The organism is Parabacteroides merdae ATCC 43184 (genome assembly GCF_025151215.1).
In the GTDB taxonomy this organism is placed as follows: domain Bacteria; phylum Bacteroidota; class Bacteroidia; order Bacteroidales; family Tannerellaceae; genus Parabacteroides; species Parabacteroides merdae.
In genome coordinates this window covers 1636535-1659590 of the sequence record NZ_CP102286.1, presented here as the reverse complement: position 1 = coordinate 1659590, position 23056 = coordinate 1636535, and the positions used below count along the sequence as shown (strand labels likewise).

Annotated in this window: 14 protein-coding genes; 5 read left to right on the top strand and 9 right to left on the bottom strand. The window is 49.2% G+C overall.

What is annotated here, in order from left to right:
* Positions 1-107: 107 nt before the first annotated feature.
* A complete protein-coding gene (locus NQ542_RS06915) occupies positions 108-1367 on the top strand; it encodes a DEAD/DEAH box helicase (RefSeq protein WP_005638646.1) in 1260 nt (419 codons plus the stop codon).
* Between the two features lie 73 nt (positions 1368-1440).
* The gene (locus NQ542_RS06910) at positions 1441-2850 is read left to right on the top strand and encodes a Gfo/Idh/MocA family protein (RefSeq protein ID WP_005638644.1); all 1410 of its coding nucleotides are present in this window, start codon (positions 1441-1443) and stop codon (positions 2848-2850) included.
* A 674-nt stretch (positions 2851-3524) separates the two neighbouring features.
* Here NQ542_RS06910 and NQ542_RS06905 read toward each other — a convergent pair.
* From NQ542_RS06905 to NQ542_RS06875, 7 genes are all read right to left on the bottom strand, one after another.
* Entirely contained in the window at positions 3525-5456 is a 1932-nt protein-coding gene (locus NQ542_RS06905) for an NAD(+) synthase (protein ID WP_005638640.1), read from the bottom strand.
* Positions 5457-5578: 122 nt separating this feature from the next.
* A complete protein-coding gene (locus NQ542_RS06900) occupies positions 5579-5842 on the bottom strand; it encodes a hypothetical protein (protein ID WP_005638639.1) in 264 nt (87 codons plus the stop codon).
* A gap of 132 nt (positions 5843-5974) precedes the next feature.
* A complete protein-coding gene (locus NQ542_RS06895) occupies positions 5975-8161 on the bottom strand; it encodes a glutamine synthetase III family protein (RefSeq protein ID WP_005638637.1) in 2187 nt (728 codons plus the stop codon).
* A gap of 67 nt (positions 8162-8228) precedes the next feature.
* Entirely contained in the window at positions 8229-9458 is a 1230-nt protein-coding gene (locus NQ542_RS06890) for an LL-diaminopimelate aminotransferase (RefSeq protein ID WP_005638636.1), read from the bottom strand.
* A 26-nt stretch (positions 9459-9484) separates the two neighbouring features.
* Entirely contained in the window at positions 9485-10309 is an 825-nt protein-coding gene (dapF, locus tag NQ542_RS06885; protein WP_005638635.1) for a diaminopimelate epimerase, read from the bottom strand.
* Positions 10310-10751: 442 nt separating this feature from the next.
* Entirely contained in the window at positions 10752-12392 is a 1641-nt protein-coding gene (locus NQ542_RS06880; protein WP_005638634.1) for an alpha-L-rhamnosidase-related protein, read from the bottom strand.
* Between the two features lie 183 nt (positions 12393-12575).
* The gene (locus NQ542_RS06875; protein WP_039850050.1) at positions 12576-16148 is read right to left on the bottom strand and encodes a glycoside hydrolase family 2 TIM barrel-domain containing protein; all 3573 of its coding nucleotides are present in this window, start codon (positions 16146-16148) and stop codon (positions 12576-12578) included.
* 71 nt (positions 16149-16219) lie between these two features.
* Between NQ542_RS06875 and NQ542_RS06870 the strand changes: the two genes are divergently transcribed.
* From NQ542_RS06870 to NQ542_RS06860, 3 genes are all read left to right on the top strand, one after another.
* Entirely contained in the window at positions 16220-16558 is a 339-nt protein-coding gene (locus tag NQ542_RS06870; protein WP_005638631.1) for a cupin domain-containing protein, read from the top strand.
* A gap of 293 nt (positions 16559-16851) precedes the next feature.
* Positions 16852-17631 carry a DUF4469 domain-containing protein gene (locus tag NQ542_RS06865; protein ID WP_005638629.1) on the top strand — a complete coding sequence of 260 codons (780 nt, stop codon included), beginning with the start codon at positions 16852-16854 and terminating at the stop codon, positions 17629-17631.
* Between the two features lie 128 nt (positions 17632-17759).
* Entirely contained in the window at positions 17760-19715 is a 1956-nt protein-coding gene (locus tag NQ542_RS06860) for a PL29 family lyase N-terminal domain-containing protein (protein ID WP_005638627.1), read from the top strand.
* Between the two features lie 103 nt (positions 19716-19818).
* On the opposite strand, the gene asnB is transcribed toward NQ542_RS06860, so the two are convergent.
* Both asnB and NQ542_RS06850 read right to left on the bottom strand, forming a co-directional pair.
* Positions 19819-21483 (bottom strand): asparagine synthase B, encoded by a 1665-nt coding sequence (gene asnB / locus NQ542_RS06855; protein ID WP_005648812.1) that lies wholly within the window; start codon positions 21481-21483, stop codon positions 19819-19821.
* 26 nt (positions 21484-21509) lie between these two features.
* Positions 21510-22943, bottom strand: a complete 1434-nt coding sequence (locus NQ542_RS06850) for a glutamate synthase subunit beta (protein ID WP_005638618.1) — start codon at positions 22941-22943, stop codon at positions 21510-21512.
* Positions 22944-23056: the final 113 nt, after the last annotated feature.

Below are 23056 nucleotides of genomic sequence, written 5' to 3'. Positions count from 1 at the left end.
TTTTAAAAAGCACGCAAATATAGCAAATTATTGCAGAGATGCCGGATTTTTGTGTATCTTTGTCACCATTATTTATTTAACGAGCCGTGACGGCTCATACTTATTATATGACATTTGAACAATTGGAACTAATCGAGCCGATACGAAAGGCTCTCAAAAAAGAAAAGTACACAACTCCCACTCCCATACAAGCCGAAGCCATTCCCGTAGTATTGGACGGATCTGATTTATTAGGTTGCGCACAGACCGGAACAGGTAAGACGGCAGCTTTCTCCATCCCTATCATCCAAAAGATCGAAGAGCGGATTTCGAGGGGACGTAAACCGGGCATCAAAGCCTTGATCCTGACTCCGACACGCGAATTGGCGATCCAGATAGGTGAAAGTTTTACGGCATACGGGCGTTATACTCACGTAAAACATACCGTTATTTTCGGTGGCGTGGGGCAGAAGCCGCAGACAGATGCATTGGAACGGGGTGTAGACGTATTGATCGCAACTCCCGGGCGTCTGCTGGATTTGATCAACCAAGGTTTTATCCGCCTGGACACATTGGAATATTTTGTTTTGGACGAAGCCGACCGGATGCTGGATATGGGATTTATCCATGACATCAAACGCATCCTTCCTTTACTGCCCCGAAAGCGCCAGTCCCTGTTCTTCTCTGCAACGATGCCGCCGGAGATCGAACGCCTGGCCGGAACGATCCTTCATGAACCTGAGAAAGTGGAGGTGACTCCTGTTTCTTCAACCGTCGATACGATCGACCAGTCTGTCTATTTTGTTGAGAAAGTGGAAAAGATCAACCTGTTGAAGAATCTGCTGGAAGACCGCTCACTGGAATCCGTCTTGGTTTTTACTCGTACGAAGCACGGAGCCGACAAGGTTGCCCGTGTCCTGAACAAATCCGGGATCGGTGCGGAAGCCATTCATGGAAACAAAGGGCAGAGTGCCCGTCAGCGTGCCTTATCCAGTTTTAAGGATCATACGCTCCGTGTCTTGATCGCGACCGATATCGCCTCCCGCGGTATCGATGTCGACCATCTTTCGCATGTCATCAACTATGATTTGCCGAATGTACCTGAAACCTATGTGCACCGTATCGGCCGTACCGGTCGTGCCGGCCGTAGCGGGATCGCTTTTTCCTTTTGCGATGTGGAAGAGGTTCCGTATCTGAAAGATATCCAGAAGCTGATCGGTAAAGAAGTGCCGGTTGCAGGAGGCCATATGTTCGAGACGGTCGAGGTAAAGGAAGCGGTAGCCGAGAAGAAAAAAGCGATAAAAGAAGAGTCCAAGCGCCGGAATATGTTCGGTAGCAAACGGGATGGCAGCTTTTGGCGGAATAAGAAGAGAACGGTTGCAAAATAATGGGCTATCTCCTTTGATATATGCATGGAATGTTATACATTTGCCCACTTAACATAAAATTCTAAATTGAAAAATGGAAAACACTCGTCGTTCATTCCTGAAAAAGATGACCGCTGCCGGAATCGGTACGGCCGGTCTTGCATTGAGTAGCAATGCTGCTGCTACGGTTACAACAGAAACTAGTGCAGAGAAGAAAAAGAAACCCGCCGGCAAAGACGATGGCAAATTACGCTTCGGTTTTATCGGTACAGGTTCTCGTTGTCACGAACATATTAACAACGTGTTGTCTATCCCCGGAAACAAGATCGTGGCTATCTGCGATATCCAAGCTGGTCCGATCCAGCGTACGCTGGATCATATCGCCAAGTTCAATGTTCCGGCTCCGAAGGTATATACAGGCAGCGAACGTGAATTTGAAAAGATGTTGAACAACGAAGAATTCGATTGTGTCATCATCGCCAGCCCGTGGGAATGGCACGTGCCGATGTCGGTTGCAGCCATGAAAGCCGGTGTCCCTTATGTCGGTGTGGAAGTCTCTGCCGCCAATACGCTGGAAGAATGCTGGGATCTGGTCAACGTATCGGAAGCTACGGGAAGCCATCTGAACATCATGGAAAACGTTTGCTATCGTCGCGACTGCATGGCTGCGTTGAACATGGTCCGCAAAGGCCTGTTCGGTGAATTGCTGCATGCGACTTGCGGTTACGAACATGATTTGCGCGATGTCAAATTCAATGATGGTAAACATTATACTTACCAGAAAGGCGGTGAGTTGCGCATGGGTAAAGATGCGTTTGCAGAAGCCCAGTGGCGTACGAACCATTCTGTCCGCCGTAACGGCGATGTCTATCCGACGCATGGAATCGGACCGGTGGCAAACTGCCTAGACATCAACCGTGGTAACCGTTTTCTCTCCTTGTCTGCTATGGCAACCCAGTCTCGCGGTTTGCATAAGTTCATCGTGGACAATGGCGGTGAAAATCATCCGTTGGCAAAAGTCCGCTTCAACTTGGGTGACATCGTGACTTCCATGATCAAGTGTGCGAACGGACAGACGGTTATCGTTACGCATGATACGAATTCCCCCCGTCCTTACTCTTTGGGATTCCGCATTCAGGGAACCGAAGGTTTATGGATGAACGATGGCGATCACGTATACGTTGAAAACCAATCCAAACCTCACCGTTGGGATGATTCGGAAGAATGGTTCAAGAAGTTCGACCATACATTGTGGTCCAAACATGAAGCCGAAGCTGCTCAGGCCGGACACGGTGGTATGGACTACGTGATGATGTTCGACTTGATCAACGCTATCCATAACAAGAAACCGGCTCCTATGGACTGCTACGATGCTGCTGCATGGAGCGCTATTTCCGCTTTGTCCGAGATGTCTATCGCCCGTGGCGGCGCATTGGTAGACTTCCCCGACTTTACTCGTGGACAGTGGATTCACCGTCAGCCGGCATTTGCATTGTCTGAATAAGAAAATTGAAATATCCATTAAAAGGCTATCGGGTTCCGGTAGCCTTTTTTTGTGGGAACGGTTGGCTATATGTAAATATTTCAAAGAGCGTTTGTGAATCGATTATCCTGCAAATATATGGCATTATAAAAAAGCGGAGTCGATTAGAGTCGATTAGAGTCGAATAGAGTCGATTAATCTTTTCATGTTCATGGATCGATTCTTCCGGATTGTGATCTGCTTTTATATATAGCCTGCTGCTTTATGGTGCGAATCACCGGTGATTTGAATTCAAAACACCGGTGATTCGTTTTCAAAACACCGGTGTTTTGATTGGGGGGCTGAGATGCCGGTCCTTTAGGAGTTGGCGGGATTTTTTGAAGTTTCGCCTTTTGTCGTTTTCAAAAATTGAAAAAAGTCCCGTTTTATAATTAGTTATAAGAGAATACTTAGTTATTATATATAAGGAATCGTCATAGCAAAAGGTCAAGAGGTGGTGATTTGCTGTTGCAATGTATTGGTATTCACTGTTTTATTGATCGTTTGCAAATGGACATAGCTATCAATAAAACAATGAATACCAATAAAAATCGTTTTAGCAGTCATTTTAATCGACTCTAATCGACTCTAATCGACTCTAATCGACTTTGCTTTTTTATGGTTTCGTATCTTTGTCGGGTGAATCGGTCCGGTATCTATATGTTGATCCGTTCTATCTCTTCCAACCAGAGTCGCGACACCGCATCGCTCGGCATACGCCAGTCACCACGTGGCGAGAGGCTGACGGAGCCGACCTTGGGGCCGTCTGGCAGGCAACTGCGTTTGAATTGTTGTTGGAAGAAGCGGCGGCAGAAGGTGTAGAGCCATTTCTTGACCGTTGCATTGTCGTAGATGCCTGCGAAGGCTTTTTGCGCTAAGAAATAAATCTTGGACGGATGGGAACCGAAACGCAGGAAATGGTAGAGGAAGAAGTCGTGCAGTTCGTACGGGCCGACCAAGTCCTCTGTCTTTTGCTTGATGTTGCCGTTCTCGTCTGCCGGGATCAGTTCGGGGCTGATCGGCGTGTCGACGATATCCAGCAAGGTGAGGCGGGAGGCATCGTCCACCTTGTGATTGGCAACCCATTCGACCAGGTATTTGACCAATGTTTTCGGGATGCTGCCGTTCACGCCGTACATCGACATATGGTCGCCGTTGTAGGTCGCCCAGCCGAGTGCCAGTTCGGAGAGGTCGCCGGTTCCGATCACGAGGCCGTTCTTCTGGTTGGCGACATCCATCAGCAGTTGGGTCCGTTCGCGTGCCTGGCTGTTTTCGTAGGTCACGTCATGGACGGACGGATCATGGTCGATGTCGCGGAAATGTTGAAGGCAGGCTTCCTTGATCGGGATCTCTTTCAGTGTGACGCCGAGGGAGCGGATGAGGTCGCAAGCGTTAGTATAGGTGCGGTCGGTCGTACCGAAGCCGGGCATCGTGATGCCGATGATCTGCCCCCGTGGCATCTTCAGAGCGTCGAACGTCATGACGGTCACGAGCAGAGCCAGGGTGGAGTCCAGCCCGCCTGAAATACCGACGACAGCCGTTTGAGCATGTGCATGGACGAGTCGTTTGGCAAGGCCGGCTACCTGTATGTGGAATATTTCTTCACAGCGTTCCTTCAAAGCCTCTCCGGAGGGAGTGAACGGATGCGGATCGACCGGACGCGTCAGGCTGAATCCGTCCGAAATCCGGACTTGGAAGTCTACAACCTGTGCCTTTTCCTTCGGTAGACCGGATGTGCCATACATGAAGCTGGTGTTGACTTGCCGGTCGTTCTGCAAAGTCTCTATGTCGATCTCGCTGATGACAAGCTGTTCTTCCATCGTGAAACGGGGAGATTCGGCAAGCAGGTTGCCGTTCTCGGCAATGATCCCGTTACCGGCAAAGACGAGGTCGGTGCTCGATTCGCCGAAGCCGGAAGAGGCATAGACATAGCCTGCCATGCAACGGGCGGATTGCTGGCAGATCAGCGAACGCAGGTAGGCGTGCTTGCCGATCAGCTCGTTGCTGGCGGAGAGGTTGAAGATGATGTTGGCTCCTTCCATCGTCAGCAGGGAACTGGGGGGGACGGGAACCCATAGGTCTTCGCATATCTCGATGCCGGCAGTCAGCCGTCCCGAACGGAACAGCAGGTGGCTGCCCATCGGATATTCTTCTTTCCCGATGGAAATTGTCGATTCCCGAAGTTCCGTGGCAGATGTGAACCAGCGTTGTTCCTGAAACTCTTTATAGTTGGGCAAATATGTCTTGGGGACGACACCCCGTATGGCTCCTTTCTGGAAGACAACGGCGGCATTGATCAGCCGGTTTTCCGTCCGTAGCGGAACGCCGACGATGGTCAGGATATCCAGGTCGGCCGTGTTGCTGACCAACTGGAGCAGTGCCGCTTCTGCGCCATCGAGCAACGTCTGCTGAGCGAAGAGGTCGAGGCAGGTATAGCCGGTGACGGACAGTTCCGGGAAAGCGATGATCTGCACGCCTTTTTCCGATGCTTGCCGCATCAGTCCTTCTATTTTTTCTATATTATAAAAACAATCCGCTACCTGTACAAGCGGTACGGCGGCGGCAACTTTTACAAATCCGTAGTTCATATTTGTTTATATTTGTCTTATAGTTTTTTGAGCTTGTCGGGGTTCTGACGGCAATCCCATGATAAAACGACTTGTATCGTGTGATCGTTTTCTCATGGTATAGATAATTTTATAGTAGCCTTCTACCAGAGAGCGATACTGCTTTGTCCTGTTTGCAAAGGCAGGTTCTCCATTTCTTTGATACCTTTTCCTTCGCTTAATTCTTTTTCGGCAATATCGATTTCAGCATTTGCTTCGTCTATATTGAAAGCGATAGGGGATAGAGCCACCGGCTTTTTATTTAGTATCCGTTTTGTATATTTTTCCAGCTTATCCATCACTTCCAGACTGTCTATCTCGTCCAGATAATCGCGGATAAAGTTCTGTTTCCATTGTTGTAATTCCATTGCCGTTATGACGTAAACTCCTTTCTTATTGAATTATGCTCCAAAGGTATGCAATTCCTTTGTAATAAAAAAGAAGGGGATCCATACTTCACAGCACGTTCCCCTTGCAAACACAAAACAATCAACAAAAAACTATCTGATAAATAATAGTTCCCTGTATTTCGGCAATGTCCAGATCTGGTCGTCGACAACCAGTTCTAATTTGTCGATGTGGTAGCGGATGGCTTCCAGCATCGGGACGATCTTGTCGTGGTAGGCGATTGCCTTCTCGCGTTCACTTTCGATCTTGTTAGCGACCTTGCGGGCTTCCACCATTTCATCGACCTTCTCTTTGATGAAGTTGGTGCGGTTGGCGATGTCTTCGATGATCTCCAGGTTGCGGGACGAAAGGGCGGAAGCCTTATCGGCAGGGAAGAGGTCTTTCATCTTGTAGACGTTGTCGATCAGGGAAGTCTGGTATCTGGTGGCGGTCGGGATGATGTGGTTCATCGCCAGGTCACCGAGTACGCGAGCTTCGATCTGGATTTTCTTCGTATAGGTTTCCCATTTGACTTCGTTACGGGCTTCCAGTTCCTTGCGTGTCATGACGCCGGTGGATTCGAACATCCGGACGCTGCTTTCTTTCAGATAGTTGTCGAAAATCACCGGCACGCTTGTCTCGCAGTCCAGGCCACGACGGGCTGCTTCGGCTTTCCATTCGTCACTGTAGCCGTTGCCGTCAAAATGGATCGCCTTGCATTCCTTGATGTCTTTACGTAGTACTTCGAGGATGGCGGCGAATGTATCCTTGCCATCGGCAATTTTTGCATCGACCTCGGTTTTGAATGTCTTCAACTGTTCGGCTACGGCAGCATTCAGGGCGAGCATGGCGGAAGCGCAGTTGGCCTCGGAGCCTACGGCACGAAATTCGAAACGGTTGCCGGTGAAGGCAAAAGGTGAGGTACGGTTACGGTCGGTATTGTCGATCAGCAGTTCGGGGATACGGGCGATGTCGAGCTTCATGCCTTGCTTGCCTGCCAGCATCAGGTCTTCCGGTTCGCTTTTTTCGAGATGTTCCAGGACTTTCGACAACTGTGTTCCGAGGAAGCTGGAGATGATTGCAGGAGGTGCTTCGTTAGCTCCTAAACGATGGGCATTGGTGGCACTCGAAATGCTGGCTTTCAGTAATCCGTTGTGGCGGTAGACAGCCATCAGCACATTGACGATGAAGGTGATGAAGCGGAGGTTTTCTTCCGGTGTCTTGCCCGGAGCCATCAGCAGGATGCCTGTGTCGGTTCCCAGTGACCAGTTGTTGTGTTTGCCGGAACCATTTATGCCTTTGAACGGTTTCTCGTGCAGCAGGACACGGAAGCTATGTTTGCGGCTGATCTTGCGCATCAGAGCCATTACAAGCAGGTTATGGTCGTTCGCCAGGTTGCATTCTTCGAAGACGGGAGCCAGCTCGAACTGGTTCGGGGCGACTTCATTGTGGCGTGTTTTCAAAGGAATGCCTAATTTGAGCGACTCGATTTCCAACTCCTTCATAAATTCCATGACACGGGTCGGGATGGCGCCGAAGTAGTGGTCTTCCAATTGCTGGTTCTTCGAACTTTCGTGTCCCATCAGCGTACGGCCTGTCAGCAACAGGTCGGGACGTGCGGCATACAGTCCTTCGTCGACTAGGAAGTATTCCTGTTCCCAGCCCAGGTAAGCGTATACTTTCTTTACATCCGGATTGAAGTAATGGCAGACGTCTGTGGCAGCCTTGTTAACGGCTTCGAGGGCTTTCAATAGCGGGGCTTTGTAGTCCAGCGATTCTCCGGTATAAGCGATGAAAACAGTCGGGATACAGAGTGTGTCACCTACGATAAAAGCGGGAGAGGAGGGGTCCCAGGCGGAATAGCCACGTGCCTCGAATGTGTTCCGGATACCGCCGTTCGGAAAACTGGATGCGTCGGGTTCCTGCTGGATCAGTAGCTTGCCGGAGAACTCTTCGACCATGCCGCCCTTGCCATCGTGTTCGACGAAAGCATCATGCTTCTCGGCTGTTCCTTCGGTCAGCGGATGGAACCAATGCGTGTAGTGGGTGGCTCCCATTCCGATCGCCCACTTCTTCATGCCGGCAGCTACGATGTCGGCTGTTTCTCGGTCGAGCGGAGCGCCGTTGTCGATGCAGTCCGTGATCCGTTCGTACGCTTTTTCAGGAAGATATTTGAACATCTTCGCCCGGTTGAATACGTTCTGCCCGAAATAGTCGGATGGACGTTCGGCTGGAGCCGGTACTTCTGCAGCCCGTTTCTTGAAGGCTGTTTCTACTACTCTGAATCTTAACTTTGACATAGATATAATGATTTGATGTGATAATTTTCCAAATTAACCTGTGGATTGGAATTCATCGACTGTTAGCTTAGAGCAACCACTTCTTCAGCCTGCTCATGGCTTCCAGCGTGTCGTCTCTGTCTCCGAAAGCGGTGAGACGGAGAAAACCCTCGCCACCGGGTCCGAACCCCACACCGGGAGTCCCTACTATATTGACTTCGTAAAGCAGTTTGTCAAAGAATTTCCAAGAAGAGAGTCCGTCCGGTGTTTTCAGCCAGATGTAAGGTGCGTTTTCGCCGCCATACACCCGCAGGCCGCAGCTCTGGAGGCTTTCCCGCATGATGCGGGCGTTGGCCATGTAATAATCGATCGTTTTCCGGACCTGCTCTTTCCCTTCCGGGCTGTAGACTGCTTCGGCTCCTCGCTGGGTGATGTAGCTCGTACCGTTGAACTTCGTGCACTGACGGCGGTTCCACATCCGGTTCAGCGGAACCCGTTCGCCTGCCAGGGTAAAGGCGTTCAACTCTTTCGGAACAATCGTGTAACCGCAGCGCACACCTGTGAAACCGGCTGTTTTGGAGAAGCTGCGGAACTCGATCGCCACCTTCTTCGCTCCCTTGATCTCGTAGATAGAGTGGGGGATATTGGGATCTTGGATATAGGCCTCGTAAGCCGAGTCGTACATGATCAGGCAATCATTGGCAAGGGCATAGTTCACCCATTTCTTCAGTTCTTCTTTCGTAAGCGTTGTCCCGGTCGGGTTGTTCGGATAGCAGAGGTAAATGATGTCTACGCGGCGGCTGGGCAGATCGGGCACGAAGTTATTGGCTTCGGTGCAGGGGATGTAGACCACGTCGCTCCATTTGCCGTTTTCCAGCGTACCGGTCCGTCCGCTCATCACGTTCGAGTCGATATATACCGGATAGACCGGGTCTGTCACACCGATACTGTTGTCGTGACGAAGCATGTCACCGATGTTTCCACAGTCGCTTTTGGCTCCGTCGCTCACGAACACTTCTCCGGGTTCGAGGAAGATGCCGCGACTGGCATAATCGTTCTTGATGATGGCATCTATCAGGAACGGATAGCCTTGTTCGGGGCCGTATCCGTGGAATGTATCCTTGCTTGCCATCTCGTCGACCGCCTTGTGCATGGCTTCGATGACGGCAGGGGCTAACGGTTGCGTCACATCGCCGATACCCATGCGGATAATTTTCTTTTTGGGATGTGTAACCTTAAAACTGTTTACTTTCTTTGCGATGTCCGAGAACAGGTAGTTGTTTTGCAGCTTCAGGAAATGTTCATTAATCAGTGCCATATTCTATCAATAGTTTTTTGTTGTGTTTATATTTCCAGTTCCCCCTCGAATACTTTGACCGCCCCGCCAGTCATATAGACGTGTCCGGAACTTTCATCCCAATGGATGGTAAGAGGGCCTCCATCCATGACGACTTTGGTTTTTCGTCCGGTTTTCCCGCGCACTGCGCTTGCTACGGCTGTCGCACAGGCTCCGGTCCCACAGGCTTGCGTAATGCCGGAACCGCGTTCCCAAACCTTCATCCGTACTTCGTCTGTACTTAGCGCCTGGACAAATTCGACATTCGTCCGGTTCGGGAACAGCGGATGGCATTCCAATAAAGGTCCGATGACCGGCAGATTTATATTCGTGATATCTTCGACAAAAATGACAAGATGCGGATTCCCCATCGAGATGACCGTTCCCGTATAAAAATAGTCTCCGGCTTCTATTTCAAGGGCTGTTTCACCTATTACCGGACAGCCCATGTCGACCGTCACTTCGGTTACCTCTTCGTGGGGACCGGAAAGTTTCCGGGTGGTCAGTTGCAACTCCTTGATGCCGGATAATGTTTCCAGCGTAATGTTTTTTTTGTTCGTCAGTCTTTTGTCATATACATATTTGCCGATACAACGGGAGGCATTTCCACACATCATGGCTTCGGAACCGTCCGCATTGAAAATACGCATGCTGAAGTCGGCGATTTTTGATGAACCGATCAGAACCAGTCCGTCCGAGCCGATCCCGGTATGGGGAGCACTCAACCTAATGGCAAGCTCTTCCGGGTTCCGGACCGGAAAAGCCATTGTATTCACGTATATGTAGTCGTTTCCGGCTCCGTGCATCTTTGTAAATCTGATTGGTTCTGTCATTTTTATCGCTATTATTTTGTTTGATATGTCTTTTTGTTTTATTGCAATGCAAATATACGACGTTTTGATATTTTTGATATGTAAATTATGTCTTAATGTATAATAATAATGTATTTGTGATGAATTGTTATAAATAGGGCTGTTTTATGTTATAAATAGTAATGAGGATACTTGTTTTATCTTTGTTATTGTAAGTTGTTCTATGCGAATGGCTATCTGAGTTTATGATGAGGACTTTTGGTTTTGGAAGGATGGGAAGAAATTCTGACTGCTGATCGACACACCTCCTGAAAGATTTCATGAGGTCAAAATGAAAATTCGCTTGCTATTTGTTTTTTTGGCACGGGTTACACGAGGAAAGAATAAAAAAGTCCATGTAATCCGTGCCTAAGAGAAATCATATAGGTATTTTGATACAGTTCCTTAACCGGCATGAAAGAGGTTATTTTTGGAATATCTCCGGATATTTGTTGATGAAATAGATCGGGGTGCAACTCCAGGCATGGCAATAGCTATTGATTACGAAGAAGCCATAGGGGGAAAGGTAATCATTGTTCGGGTCATAGACTTCCCAAAAGGTATCGGCTCCCCGCTTTACCATACTACCCCAATAATCGGTAATCAGTTTGCGTGCTTCTTGCGGCATGCCGCATTGCAGAAGGGCTTCTATCACATAATGGTAAGCATAGGGGCAGCCCGGATAGCAAGCGTCGGGCATGGACATGACGGTAGCCATTGCCTTAGCCCCTTCTTTTTTGTCCAGTGTGTTGGATAGGATCATCCAAACTTGCGACAGATAGGAGATTTGTTTGTCTTTGCCGCTGACCATTACTCCTCGCTTCTTGTCATAGAAATGTTGGCGGGCAGCTTTCTTCATCTTGCCGGCTATTGTCGGCCATTCGCCGGCCTCCTTTTCTTTGCCTAACATTTTAGCCAATTCGTAGCTGTGTTGTAGGGCGAAAATCGTTAGTCCTTGCATGGAAGCCTGCCGGTCATATCCGTCTTTCCAGTCGAATACCAACCAGTATTGAGGTTTCTTGTCCATGTCATAGATCCATTCCGGTGAAAACTGGCGAAGTGCTAACTCTATCTGGCGGACAACAACAGGCCACAGGTCATTCGCTGTTTCCCTGTCCCCCGTCTCTTTCAGGTATTCCAACAATGCTACGTTATAAATGAGGCAGTAGTCCAGTGTGTGCGTGCCGTATTGCGGATGGGGTTGAGGCTTTTCGAGCAGTGTGGCATGCAGCAAGCCTTCGTCGTTGGCGAAGGCGGCGAGCAGATACAGGCAATGTTTGGTCAGTTCATGGTTCTTGAACGTATGGGCGTTTGCCAATGCTTCGAGATAGAGGTCGCCGATCCACAGGCGGCGATCCCGTTTGGGGCCGTCTTCATAGACAGTCTGCATGCATTCTTTCAGGGTATTCAAGCCTACTTTATATATATCCCGGACCAGAGGATCGGTGGTAGAGGCTAAAGCCGGTGCTTCGTTGGTGACGGAGGTTTGTGTCTTGAAGGTCAGCTTGTCGAACACGAAGTCGAAACTGCCCGATATGCCCAGCAGTTCGATTTTCAGGTAGCGTCCTGCCAGGCGGCGCGGGATCGTCATCTCGTGGGGGACGCTCATGACCGTCACGATCTCGTCCTGCACCCAGGAACGGGCCAAACCTCCCTTATAAGGTTCGAGCGGGGTGTTCAACTCTCCCGGAACTTCTGCAAAGGTGAACTTAAGCCGGACGGGTGCGTCTGCTGCTTTTAATCCGGACGGTTTGATGGAGAAAGTGAGATAGCCGGTATAATGATTGCCGAAATCCAGGGTAATGGCTGGATGCTTTTTGAACGGCTCGTTGAAGAGGATATCCGGTTGTCCGGCATCTTCCATCCGCCAGCCCTGGAATGCTTTTGTGTCCTGTACGGAACGGACGACTTTGACGGGAGAAATAGTCTGATAACTCAACTCCGGCTTGCAGGCCTCAGCTTTCCGGAGCCATTCTTTACTGTCGCTGAAATACGTGCTTTGCGCCAGGCAGGTCGATCCCCAAGCGAATAGGGTAAAGCCTGCGGTCAATAAGATTTTCTTCATTCTTTATAGGGGCTTAGTAAATGGTTGTTTTGTTTGAATGATGCTTTATCGGTGAATAAAAACCGCCTTATTCCTGTGCTGGGCACAGGATCGCGTTATAACTGGCCGTAGATGATGCCTGTTCTTTTGCGATCCCGCGTCGAGCGTGGAAACAAGGCGGTTAAGTCTTCATTCGCCGATAGGTTACTTCGCGTTCTCGATGCGGAACGAGTAGCTATAGTTTTTGTTCTTTTCAATTTCATAATGTGGGCGCGGGCCTGGGCCGCAACTGCCGTTTCCAATACCACGCTGGATGCAATCGAGATTTAGAATCACTTCCGCACGGCGGATATTGTCGAGGTCATGCCCGTAAGTCAGTTCCCACAGTTCCGGATCGGTGAAGTGGAGTGCGCTGAAGTTCAGGTGGTCTTTAGATGTGATTCGGATACCTTGGTTATCGAGGCTTTTTAGCGTCAGCCAGCGTACATCGTCGCGGTTACCCATCGACTGGGCACGTACGTAGGCTTCTTCCATTCCAGTCACGGTGTTCTTGTACAGGCCGACATAGGCTGCATTTTTGCGGTCCCAATAGTTTTCAATCGGGCCGCGCCCGTACCATTCCACCTGTTCGAGTGTCGGGTTCAAAGCAACCTGAAGGCCGAGGCGAGGCAGGTTGAAGTCGTTGCCAGCTTTGAAAGTCGCGTCTATATCGACCGTACCGTTTGCATAGACTGTATAGGTGACGTCGAATGGCAGTACCACTTTTTGGGTTCCGCTTCCTACGGTAGCTTCCAAGCTTGTGGTAATGGTCACCGACTTTTTGTCGGTGGCCTGCTTCCAGTCGAATGCCTGCTTTTTGACGGTGGTCGGCAGATAGTCCCGTTTATCATTGTCCATTGCACGGAACCAGTTGAAATCGAAACCTTCCTTATTATAGATCATATCCGTACCGGCATAGCGTAAAGAAACCATCTTGCCCGTCTCTGGATTGAAAGCGATGAAGAATCCCGGAGCGCGAAAACCGATCTGCCCTTTTTCTTCTTCGACTTTCAGTGTGTCGTTGAAAGCTGTGTCGACAGGAGCTACTGCAATCTTTCCGGTCAGTGAATATTGCTCGGAGGCTACTTCGTGCCCGGCATTCGCCCAATTGCAATCTTTTTTCAACCGGGCTGACAGGTTGAGGAAGTATTCGCTGCCGGCATCCAAAGCCGTTTTATAAGGAATCGTCACTTCGATGTCTTTGTTCGGAGCTGCATCGCCTAAAGATAATACGCCCGATTCGACTATTTGGCCGTCTTTCAACAACTGCCATTGTAAATCGAACTGATTCAGATTAAGGAAATCGTAGCGGTTTTCCAGCTTCACTTTACCAGCCTTCAACTCTACCGGTTTGAATTTGATATATTGGTACACTTTTTTCACTTCGATCAATTTAGGAGTTACCTGGCGGTCGGGAGTTACGATACCGTTACAGCAGAAATCAAAATCGTTAGGTTTGTCGCCGAAGCCACCGCCGAAGTAGTAACGGTCAGACAATTCGCCATATTTGTTGATACCCTGGTCCACCCAGTCCCAGATACAACCGCCTATCATGCGGCGGGAATGGTTTTCGATATAATCCCAATATTCATCGAGGTTACCGATCGCATTACCCATTGCATGCGCATATTCGCAAAGGAAGAACGGTTTGTCGCTCTTCTCCTCGTCCTGTTGCTTCATCGACTCGATGGAAGGATACATTCGGGAATCCATGTCGGCGATCCGGTTTTTGCCTTCATAATGGATCGGACGCGGATCGAGTTTGCGGGCTTCCTTGTATACGGTGTCGAAGTTTTTGCCGTCACCGGATTCGTTTCCCATAGACCAGAAGATGACGGACGGGTGGTTCTTGTCACGCTCGACCATGCGAACCATACGGTCTACATAGGCGGGTAACCAGCTTTCCTTGTTACTGATCGAATGGTTGCCGTGACACTCTATATCGGCTTCGTCCATCACGTAGAGGCCATAGTAGTCGTGTAATGCGTACATCTTGGCATCGTTCGGATAATGGCTCGTGCGGATCGTGTTCAGATTATAACGCTTGAAAAGCAATATATCCTCGATCATCGACTCGACCGGAACCGCTTTTCCGTGCTGAGGGTGGATGTCATGGCGGTTGGCTCCTTTGAAGAACACCTGCTCATTATTGATATATACCCGCTTGTTCTTGATCTCGATTTTGCGGAAACCGAATTGTGAAGACATAGCTTCTAGTGTTTTGCCAGTCTTGTCTTTCAGTTCCAGTATCGCCGTGTAAAGGTAGGGAGTCTCGGCAGACCAGAGACGCGGGTTCTTGACTTCGACGCTGGCCGTGTTGATCGTTTCCTGTCCTTTCCTGATGTCTTTGACAACATCGGATATAAAGGCCACCTGTTTGCCGTCTTGGTCCAGCAACGTGATGTCGACAACCGCTTCGTCCACTGTTTTGCCATAGTTCGTCACGTTTGTACGGACATTGAATATCGCCTTGCTCAGGTCATCTCCTGTGAAGGAAGCGGTCAGATAGTAATCGCGCAAGCGCAGCTTGGGAGTCGCGAACAGATAAACATCGCGATGGATACCGCTCAGGCGGAACATATCTTGGTCTTCCAGGTAGCTGCCGTCGCTCCAACGGTACACTTCGACAGCCAGGACGTTCTTTCCCGGCTTTACATATTTCGTGATATTGAACTCTGCGTCGTTATTCGCTCCCTGGCTGTACCCGACTTTCTTTCCGTTCACCCAGAGGTACATTGCACTGTAGACTCCGTCGAAATGGATAAAGATTTCACTTCCTTTCCAGTCGTCCGGAATATTGAAGTCGCGGCGGTAGGAGCTGACCGGGTTGGGTTCGTCCATAATCGTGTATCCTTTCTTGCCTTGTATGAAAGGAGGGTTGTTGCGATGCGGATACGTGATGTTTGTATAAATAGGAGTACCGTATCCGTACATTTCCCAATTGGAAGGAACCGGAATTTCTTTCCAGCCGGAAACATCGTAGTTCGGTTTATAGAAATTGACCGGACGCTCGGACGGCTGTTTTACCCAATTGAATTTCCAGTTGCCGTTCAACAACTGGTAGCGCGGCGAGTTCGGGCGAAGCCAGGCTTTGCGGTAGTCTGGCGAACTTTTCAGGCTTTCCACGGAAGGGAAGGGGACATAAGTCGTATGCCCCGGCTCCTTGTTGATAGCGAAGATAGTTTCGTTCTCCCAATCCTTGTCACTGGAACTGCGCAGGGCCTCCTTGTCAATTTTGATGTTTGTCCAGTGTTGTCTGGCACTGGTCGAATCAGCGACAAGCTGGAGAGCCGCTTTTCCTGGTTGCCCGTCGTCACTGATACCGAGGTTCAACCCGTTTGTTATGTTGGTGAACGTGTAGGTGTTTCCGCCTATCTTCGTGAGTTTCCAGAATTGGTTCATATTGGTCGCTCCGTTGTCCCACTGGATAACCGGGCCCGGTTCTTTCGTGTTGTTGTTGTCCACGCATTTATCGGAGAGGGGCGTGCAGATCTTATAGACCCCATAGCCGGGAGTCGTCAGTTGCCATACCTGCGACACGCGGTTCTCCACACGGTTGTTGATGAATATCTGGGTCCCGTCGTCTTCGCTGTCTTGATTGTCGAGAACCAGGTTGTTGCTGCTTACGATCTCGTAATAGGCGTTGGGATCGATTTCTTGTGAATGTCCGGTTCGGGGAAGCATGGCCATAAGCATAAGCATGGCGAAGAGCGCCCCAGTAGAAATTCTATTTTTCATGTTGATAGATTTAATAATGCATCAAATGTACGAAAAAACGATTATTTTTGTAATAATTAAATTGCAAAATCATGAAATACGAGAGTAACAATTTTCAGTTTGAGGCAGAAATGCTATGGGAATCAGCGGGTGAAGGTATCGTTAGGCAAATTATGGGTTATAACGACAACCTGATGATGGTCAAAGTCAAGTTCGAAACAGGAGCAATCGGAACGCCGCATACACATCCGCATACGCAAACGACTTATGTAGCGAGTGGTGTGTTCGAGTTCACGACGGACGGTGAAACGAAGATTGTGCGTCCGGGTGACGGCGTATATATGAAACCGGGTATTCTGCATGGTTGCATATGCTTGGAAGCTGGTGTTCTGATCGACACGTTCAGTCCGATGCGGGAGGATTTCTTATAAATGGCAGGAATCCCATTTGTACTACGAAAGTAGCCGGAAGTTCGTATTTGTAATAATAATTGATAATTAAAAGGAAACAAAAAAATAGACATAGTTCGATTAGAACTACGTTAATAATGATGCAAATCTATAAAATAAATCCTAACAAAACGGGTTTTTGTATTAATTTTTATTACCCGTTTGAACCTTTTTGCCAAAATAAAGTGTGTTTTGGTTGTTGATATGGATTTCGTTACTTGAAAAACGCCATAAAAGGAAATAGTTCTAATCGAACTTAATCAAATTTTAAATTTATGGCTTTAAACGAACCTAAAATGCGTAGCATTACCGGCAAATTAGTTGCTAATAAGCTGACGGAGCGTGATGATGACTTTTCTTTTAATGTAACTTATCAGGCAAATCGTTCAGTCAAAGACTTATGCAAGCTGGCTGCAACGAACAGTAAATTTACGGCGTCTGAGTTGGAGAGTGCCTATAACGACTTGATGGCCCAGGCTAAGATAGAACTTTACAATGCTTCTACCGTAGAGTTCGGGTTTGCGAATAATTCACTTGGCGTGGACGGTCCGTTTATAGGTCCGGATGCCAAATTCGATCCGTCGGTCAACAATGTAACTTTACGTTGTTCACCCCGTATCGAATTTAAGGAAGATTTGAAAAACATCAGTGTGATTGTCGCTGGTACGGAAGAAGGATTGCCGACCATTACGAAAGTTGTCGATGTGGCAACCGGCAGTGAAAATCTTCGGATCACTCCGGGCGGTGGTCTTAACGGCGAAGGCAACCGGGTGAAGATAACCGGTTCTGAAGGGCAGACGGTCGGCTTCTTCTTCGTGTCCGATACGGATAAAACGGAAATCCCTGTCCCGGTTTCTGCTTTACTACGCAACGACCCATCTTTTTTTTCATTTATCATTCCTCAGTTAAATAAGGGGGCTTACTATTTGGAGGTTGCGACTCAGGCAAGCACAAATTCAAAGAAGTTGTTGAAGGAACCCCGTCGAAACCGCTTCCCCTATCCTTTGTATGTGGGAAATATTCCCGGAGAAGAAGAACGTCCGGGTGAATTATAATTTGTTCCGGTCATCGGCACTGAACGGTGCTGGTAACTGGCACCGAATGGTCTTGACTACCGGCATCCAGCGATGCCGGTAGTCAAGACTGATTAGTATTATTAATCGAATTTTTATATAATAGAAAAATGAAAAAGATAAAAACGAGTATTTGTGTTTGGTTAGCTCTTTCTGCTGTGTTTATGACCGGATGCTATAATGATGAAGATTTATGGAATAAGATTTCGGGATTGGAGAACCGTATCGAAGCTTTGGAAACCTGGCAGGCTGCGGCCAGTAGCAATATTGATGCTCTTCAAAAGTTGATGGACGAAAATGACTATATCACGGATGTCACTCCTGTGGTTTTAGGCAGTGATACGGTCGGTTATACGATACGTTTTAAGAATCAGGAACCGGCTACGATCTATCACGGCGAGAAAGGCGAAAAAGGGAATACCCCCCTAATCGGTATAAAGCAGTCGGAAGATGGAAATTGGTATTGGACACTTGACGGCGAACTGATGAAAGATTCTGAAGGCAATATAATCGGCGCTAATACACAGAGTATACCTCCTGAATTGAAATTAGGAAGCCAATTGCCGGATGATGCCATTCTGATTGGCGGGGGTAAGAAGAATGATACTGCCGTTTATCTTTCTGTAGACGGAGGTAAGCAGTGGGCGAAAGTTTCAGGTGAGCGTGGCGAAACGGGAGAACAGGGTCCGACCGGCTCACAAGGTCCTGCCGGTAGCGGTGGGGGCGGTGGTAGCTCGTTCTTTAGCGATGTGAAGGTCTATGATGACTATGTGGAATTTATCTTGACTGATGGAACCCGGTTCAGTATGCCTGTCACAGTTGAGAATTATATCGATATAAATGATATAGATTGGGATAAATCCAACGTGTGGAAAGTGATGGATGGCGATAAGCAGGTTGCGGAGATCTGTAAGGAAGGGTTCGGCCGTATTCCGGGGCAAAATGGCGTGACTTATCAGGTCGTAGCCGTTTATCCTGTAGGTGAAGATAACAAGGTAGACCTTGCCAATGGATATATAGCGAAATATCTAGGAGGTGCTAAAGGCAGTAGGAATATTGCCGGAGGTAACATTGGTTGGACAATGCGGGGTAGTTATGAAAATGGTAATGTGTCACCTCTTGCAGCTTTTATTGCGGGAACTGGAGGGAAGGAGGAAATCTCCAAATTGATGATTACATCATCTAAAAATGTCAAGGAATGCAAAAATGGGATTGATAAGTATAAGTTAGAACCCTATACCATTTCGGATGCTGACGGTATTGAGTATCCTATTGTCAAGATAGGAGCGTCTTATTGGATGAGAGAGAATTTGCGTGCTACAAAGTTTAAGGATGGAACTTCTTTGGTTTATCAGCGGAGCGCAACGGATGACCAAAAGTCTCAAACTGTTTATCTTAACGAATATTCGACAGGTACTCAGTATCAGAAAGCAGCTATGTATGATTATTATAAGAAAGATGATAGTTTTGATGTGGAAAGTCAGAGCGATGAGGTGAAGAAACGATATGGTTTGCATTATAACTTTTCGGCTGTGGCGGGAGATTACGATCCATATGTCCAGAATCTTGGTTCAGATTACAATATTCTTTCACAAGATATAGAAGGACAAACTAATAATAGTCTTTGCCCCGAAGGGTGGCATATTCCGACAAGTTTTACGCATGGTGTATTTGGAAATTATTATGCAGACATGGAATATATTGATTATATTTTTGGCTTTGACTGGTGGCATATGATGGCTTCTAATGTGGCGGAAAATAAAGATAGTCGTGATTGGGTGGCTGCTCAATGGTGGAAGTCTGGTGATAATACTCCTGATAATTTGAGTGGACTTTCACTTTATGCTGTGCCTGCACTGGGACAGACAACAGGGTTTGGTAAAACCAATACTCCTAAGTTTAATTCAACGGAGTTAGAAGGAACTGTCTTATTTTGGGTCGATATCTTGTCAAAGGGAATTCCGATGCTTCCATATTTGGATGGCGACAATGATATGATTAATAATAATGTCTCAGCGGCAGCAGTCGGAGCTTGTTATTTCCCTATCCGTTGCGTGCGGGATTAGTGAAGGTCATATAAAAACAGAAGCAAACTTCAGTTTAGAGGTTTGTTTCTGTTTTTTATATAACATACAGATTTGAGTGTGTTTTGTTACGGAGATCGGTATGTCAGTATGCCGCTTCATGTACCCCTTTCACCGCCCGTCCGCTGGGGTCGTTCATGTTCTTGAAGGCGGTATCCCAAGCGAGAGCTTCGGCGGTGGAGCAGGCAACGCTCGGTACGCTCGGCACGCTGCGGGCGGCACTTTCACTGGGAAAATGCTCTTCGAAGATGGTACGGTAGAAGTATTCTTCTTTGTTCTGAGGCGTGTTGATCGGGAAGCGCCGGGCGGCATTCGCCATTTCAGTGTCGCTGACGGCTTGGGCGGTCACCTTTTTCAGCGTGTCGATCCAGCTGTAGCCGACGCCGTCGGAGAATTGTTCCTTCTGCCGCCAGGCTATTTCCGAGGGGAGCACATCGGCGAAAGCCTCGCGGAGAATTTTCTTCTCGATCACGCTACCGGGACACATTTTGGCTTCAGGGTTGAGGCGCATGGCAATATCGAGAAACTCTTTGTCGAGGAAAGGAACGCGACCTTCCACACCCCAAGCACATAAGCTTTTGTTAGCCCGTAGACAGTCATACATATAGAGTTTGCTCAGTTTACGGACGGTCTCTTCGTGGAATGCTTTCGCATCCGGGGCTTTGTGGAAATAGAGGTAACCCCCGAACACCTCATCCGCCCCTTCGCCGCTCAACACCATCTTTATACCCATCGACTTGATTACGCGAGCCAACAGGTACATCGGAGTGGAGGCGCGGACAGTCGTCACGTCGTATGTCTCGATGTAGTAGATCACGTCACGAATGGCATCGAGCCCTTCCTCGATCGTGTAGTTGATCTCGTGGTGGACAGTACCGATATAATCGGCCACTTTCTTGGCTGCCACTAAATCAGGCGCTCCTTTGAGACCGACAGCGAAGGAGTGCAGCTGCGGCCACCATGCATCTGCCTTCCCTTCGGTCTCGATGCGTTTGGCTGCGTATTTTTTGGCTATGGCGGAGGTGATGGACGAGTCCAGACCGCCGGAAAGGAGTACGCCATAGGGCACGTCGCTCATCAGTTGGCGGCGTACGGCCGCTTCGAGGGCATCGTGCAGTTCCTCTACGCTGGCAGGATTATCTTTCACGTTATCATATTGCATCCAGTCGCGGATATACCAGCGGGTGAAATCCTTATCACGGCTATAGAAATAGTGTCCCGGAGGGAACTGGCCGTATGCGGTGGCGAAGCCTTCGAGCCCTTTCAGTTCGGATGACACAAGGAGATGCCCTTCGTCGTCGTGGCCGATATAGAGGGGGATGACGCCGATCGGATCGCGGGCGATCAGGTAACAGTCGTTCGCTTCGTCGTAGAGAGCGAATCCGAAGATCCCGCTCAGCTTTTCCACGCATCCCACGCCGTATTTGCGGTAGAGGGCGAGGATGACCTCGCAGTCGCTTCCGGTCTGGAATTCGTATTCGTCTTTCAACTGTCCGCGGAGTTCGCGATGGTTATATATCTCGCCGTTGACGGTGAGGATCAGTTTGCCGTCTTTGCTTCTCAGCGGTTGTCCGCCGGATGCAGGATCGACGATGGAGAGGCGTTCATGGGCGAGGATGGCGGTTTTTCCTTGATAGATGCCGCTCCAGTCCGGGCCGCGGTGACGGATACGTTTACTCATTTTCAGGGCTTGCTGACGAAGGTCGGCGGCGCTGCTATGGATGTTGAAGATTGCTGTAATACCACACATGGGAATTATGATTTATGAATTATGAATTATGATTTATGGGGGTGCAGGTATTTGTCGATAGCGGCTGCTGCTTTGCGACCGGAGGCCATGGCACGGACAACGAGGCTGGCACCGCTGACGGCATCGCCTGAGGCGAAGATATTAGTGTCGGCTATCCGGTTGGTGCCCGGATCGACGGCGATGTTGCCGCGTGTGTCGACGGCGATGGAAAGTTCTTTGATCAGCCCTTCCTGTTCGGGGTGGATGAAGCCCATCGCGAGGAAGACGAGGTCGGCTTCGATTATTTCCGTACGGCCTGTCTTCCACATTTCGGGACGTCCGCCGTTTTTCGCAGGCAACCATTCCACCTCTTCGACTTCGACGCCTTTCAGTGTGTTCTTTTCGCCGATGAAACGGACGGAGGCGAGGTTCCAGCGGCGGATGCATCCTTCTTCGTGGCTGCTGCTCGTTTTCAGCACTTGCGGGTACAGGGGCCAGGGAGTTGTCGGGTTATGTCCGACGGGCGGCTGGGGCATGATTTCGATTTGCGTCACGTTAGCGGCTTTGTGGCGATTGGCTGTCCCGACGCAGTCGCTTCCCGTGTCGCCGCCACCGATGATGAGGATTTTCTTGCCTTTGCAGTTGATGATGTCTTTAGGCGGGATGACGATGCCTTCGAGGATACGGTTCTGTTGTGACAACAGTTCGAGGGCGAAATGGACGCCTTTCAGATTACGCCCTTCGATGGGGAGGTCGCGCGGCACTTCGGAACCGATGGCGATACAGACGGCATCGAACGTCGAGGCGATCTCTTTGGCGGATACTTCGTTGCCGACCATCGTGTTGACTTTGAAGACGATCCCTTCCTGTTCCATCAGCCGGATACGGCGGTCGATGATGTTCTTCCCTAATTTGAAGTTCGGAATACCGAATCGGAGCAGGCCGCCTGGGAGTTCGTATTTCTCGAATACCGTTACTTCGTATCCCCGGCGGTTCAGTTGGTTGGCTGCTGTCAGTCCGGCCGGGCCGCTGCCGATCACGGCTACCCGCTTGCCGTTGCGGATGGGGCGGACCGGTTGGATGTATCCTTCGCGAAAAGCGGCCTCTACGATGGAGGCTTCGTTCTCGCGTATCGTGACAGGCTCGTCACAGCTCAGTTTCAGCACACAGCTTTTCTCACAGAGAGCGGGGCAGATGCGTCCGGTAAACTCCGGGAAGTCGCAGGTCTGCTCCAACACGTGGAAGGCTTCGCGCCATCTGCCTTTATAGAGCAGGTCTTGCCATTCGGGTTGTTTGTTACCTAACGGGCAGGCCCAGTGGCAGAAGGGCACGCCGCAGTCCATGCAGCGGGAAGCCTGTGTGCGGCGGTCGCTGCTGTTGAGCGTTTGTTCTACTTCGCTAAAGTCGTCGATGCGTTCATGAACGGGACGATATCCGGCTTCTTGCCGGTGTATGGTGAGGAATGCTTTCGGATTTCCCATGTTGGTAATTGATTGTTTATACTGATACTTTTCTTTTCTTCGTAATTCGGCCCGGATGGGTAGGGGGGACCTTGTAAGGACGGTGACTCCTCACGCATAAGGACGGTCGCTCC

Bases quoted from the DNA above. Each gene is read 5' to 3' on its own strand.
- NQ542_RS06865 (WP_005638629.1), top strand. From the start codon at position 16,852: ATGGCTTTAAACGAACCTAAAATGCGTAGCATTACCGGCAAATTAGTT.
- NQ542_RS06915 (WP_005638646.1), top strand. From the start codon at position 108: ATGACATTTGAACAATTGGAACTAATCGAGCCGATACGAAAGGCTCTC.
- NQ542_RS06870 (WP_005638631.1), top strand. From the start codon at position 16,220: ATGAAATACGAGAGTAACAATTTTCAGTTTGAGGCAGAAATGCTATGG.
- NQ542_RS06850 (WP_005638618.1), bottom strand. From the start codon at position 22,943: ATGGGAAATCCGAAAGCATTCCTCACCATACACCGGCAAGAAGCCGGA.
- dapF (WP_005638635.1), bottom strand. From the start codon at position 10,309: ATGACAGAACCAATCAGATTTACAAAGATGCACGGAGCCGGAAACGAC.
- NQ542_RS06905 (WP_005638640.1), bottom strand. From the start codon at position 5,456: ATGAACTACGGATTTGTAAAAGTTGCCGCCGCCGTACCGCTTGTACAG.
- NQ542_RS06900 (WP_005638639.1), bottom strand. From the start codon at position 5,842: ATGGAATTACAACAATGGAAACAGAACTTTATCCGCGATTATCTGGAC.
- NQ542_RS06860 (WP_005638627.1), top strand. From the start codon at position 17,760: ATGAAAAAGATAAAAACGAGTATTTGTGTTTGGTTAGCTCTTTCTGCT.
- NQ542_RS06890 (WP_005638636.1), bottom strand. From the start codon at position 9,458: ATGGCACTGATTAATGAACATTTCCTGAAGCTGCAAAACAACTACCTG.
- asnB (WP_005648812.1), bottom strand. From the start codon at position 21,483: ATGTGTGGTATTACAGCAATCTTCAACATCCATAGCAGCGCCGCCGAC.
- NQ542_RS06880 (WP_005638634.1), bottom strand. From the start codon at position 12,392: ATGAAGAAAATCTTATTGACCGCAGGCTTTACCCTATTCGCTTGGGGA.
- NQ542_RS06875 (WP_039850050.1), bottom strand. From the start codon at position 16,148: ATGAAAAATAGAATTTCTACTGGGGCGCTCTTCGCCATGCTTATGCTT.
- NQ542_RS06895 (WP_005638637.1), bottom strand. From the start codon at position 8,161: ATGTCAAAGTTAAGATTCAGAGTAGTAGAAACAGCCTTCAAGAAACGG.
- NQ542_RS06910 (WP_005638644.1), top strand. From the start codon at position 1,441: ATGGAAAACACTCGTCGTTCATTCCTGAAAAAGATGACCGCTGCCGGA.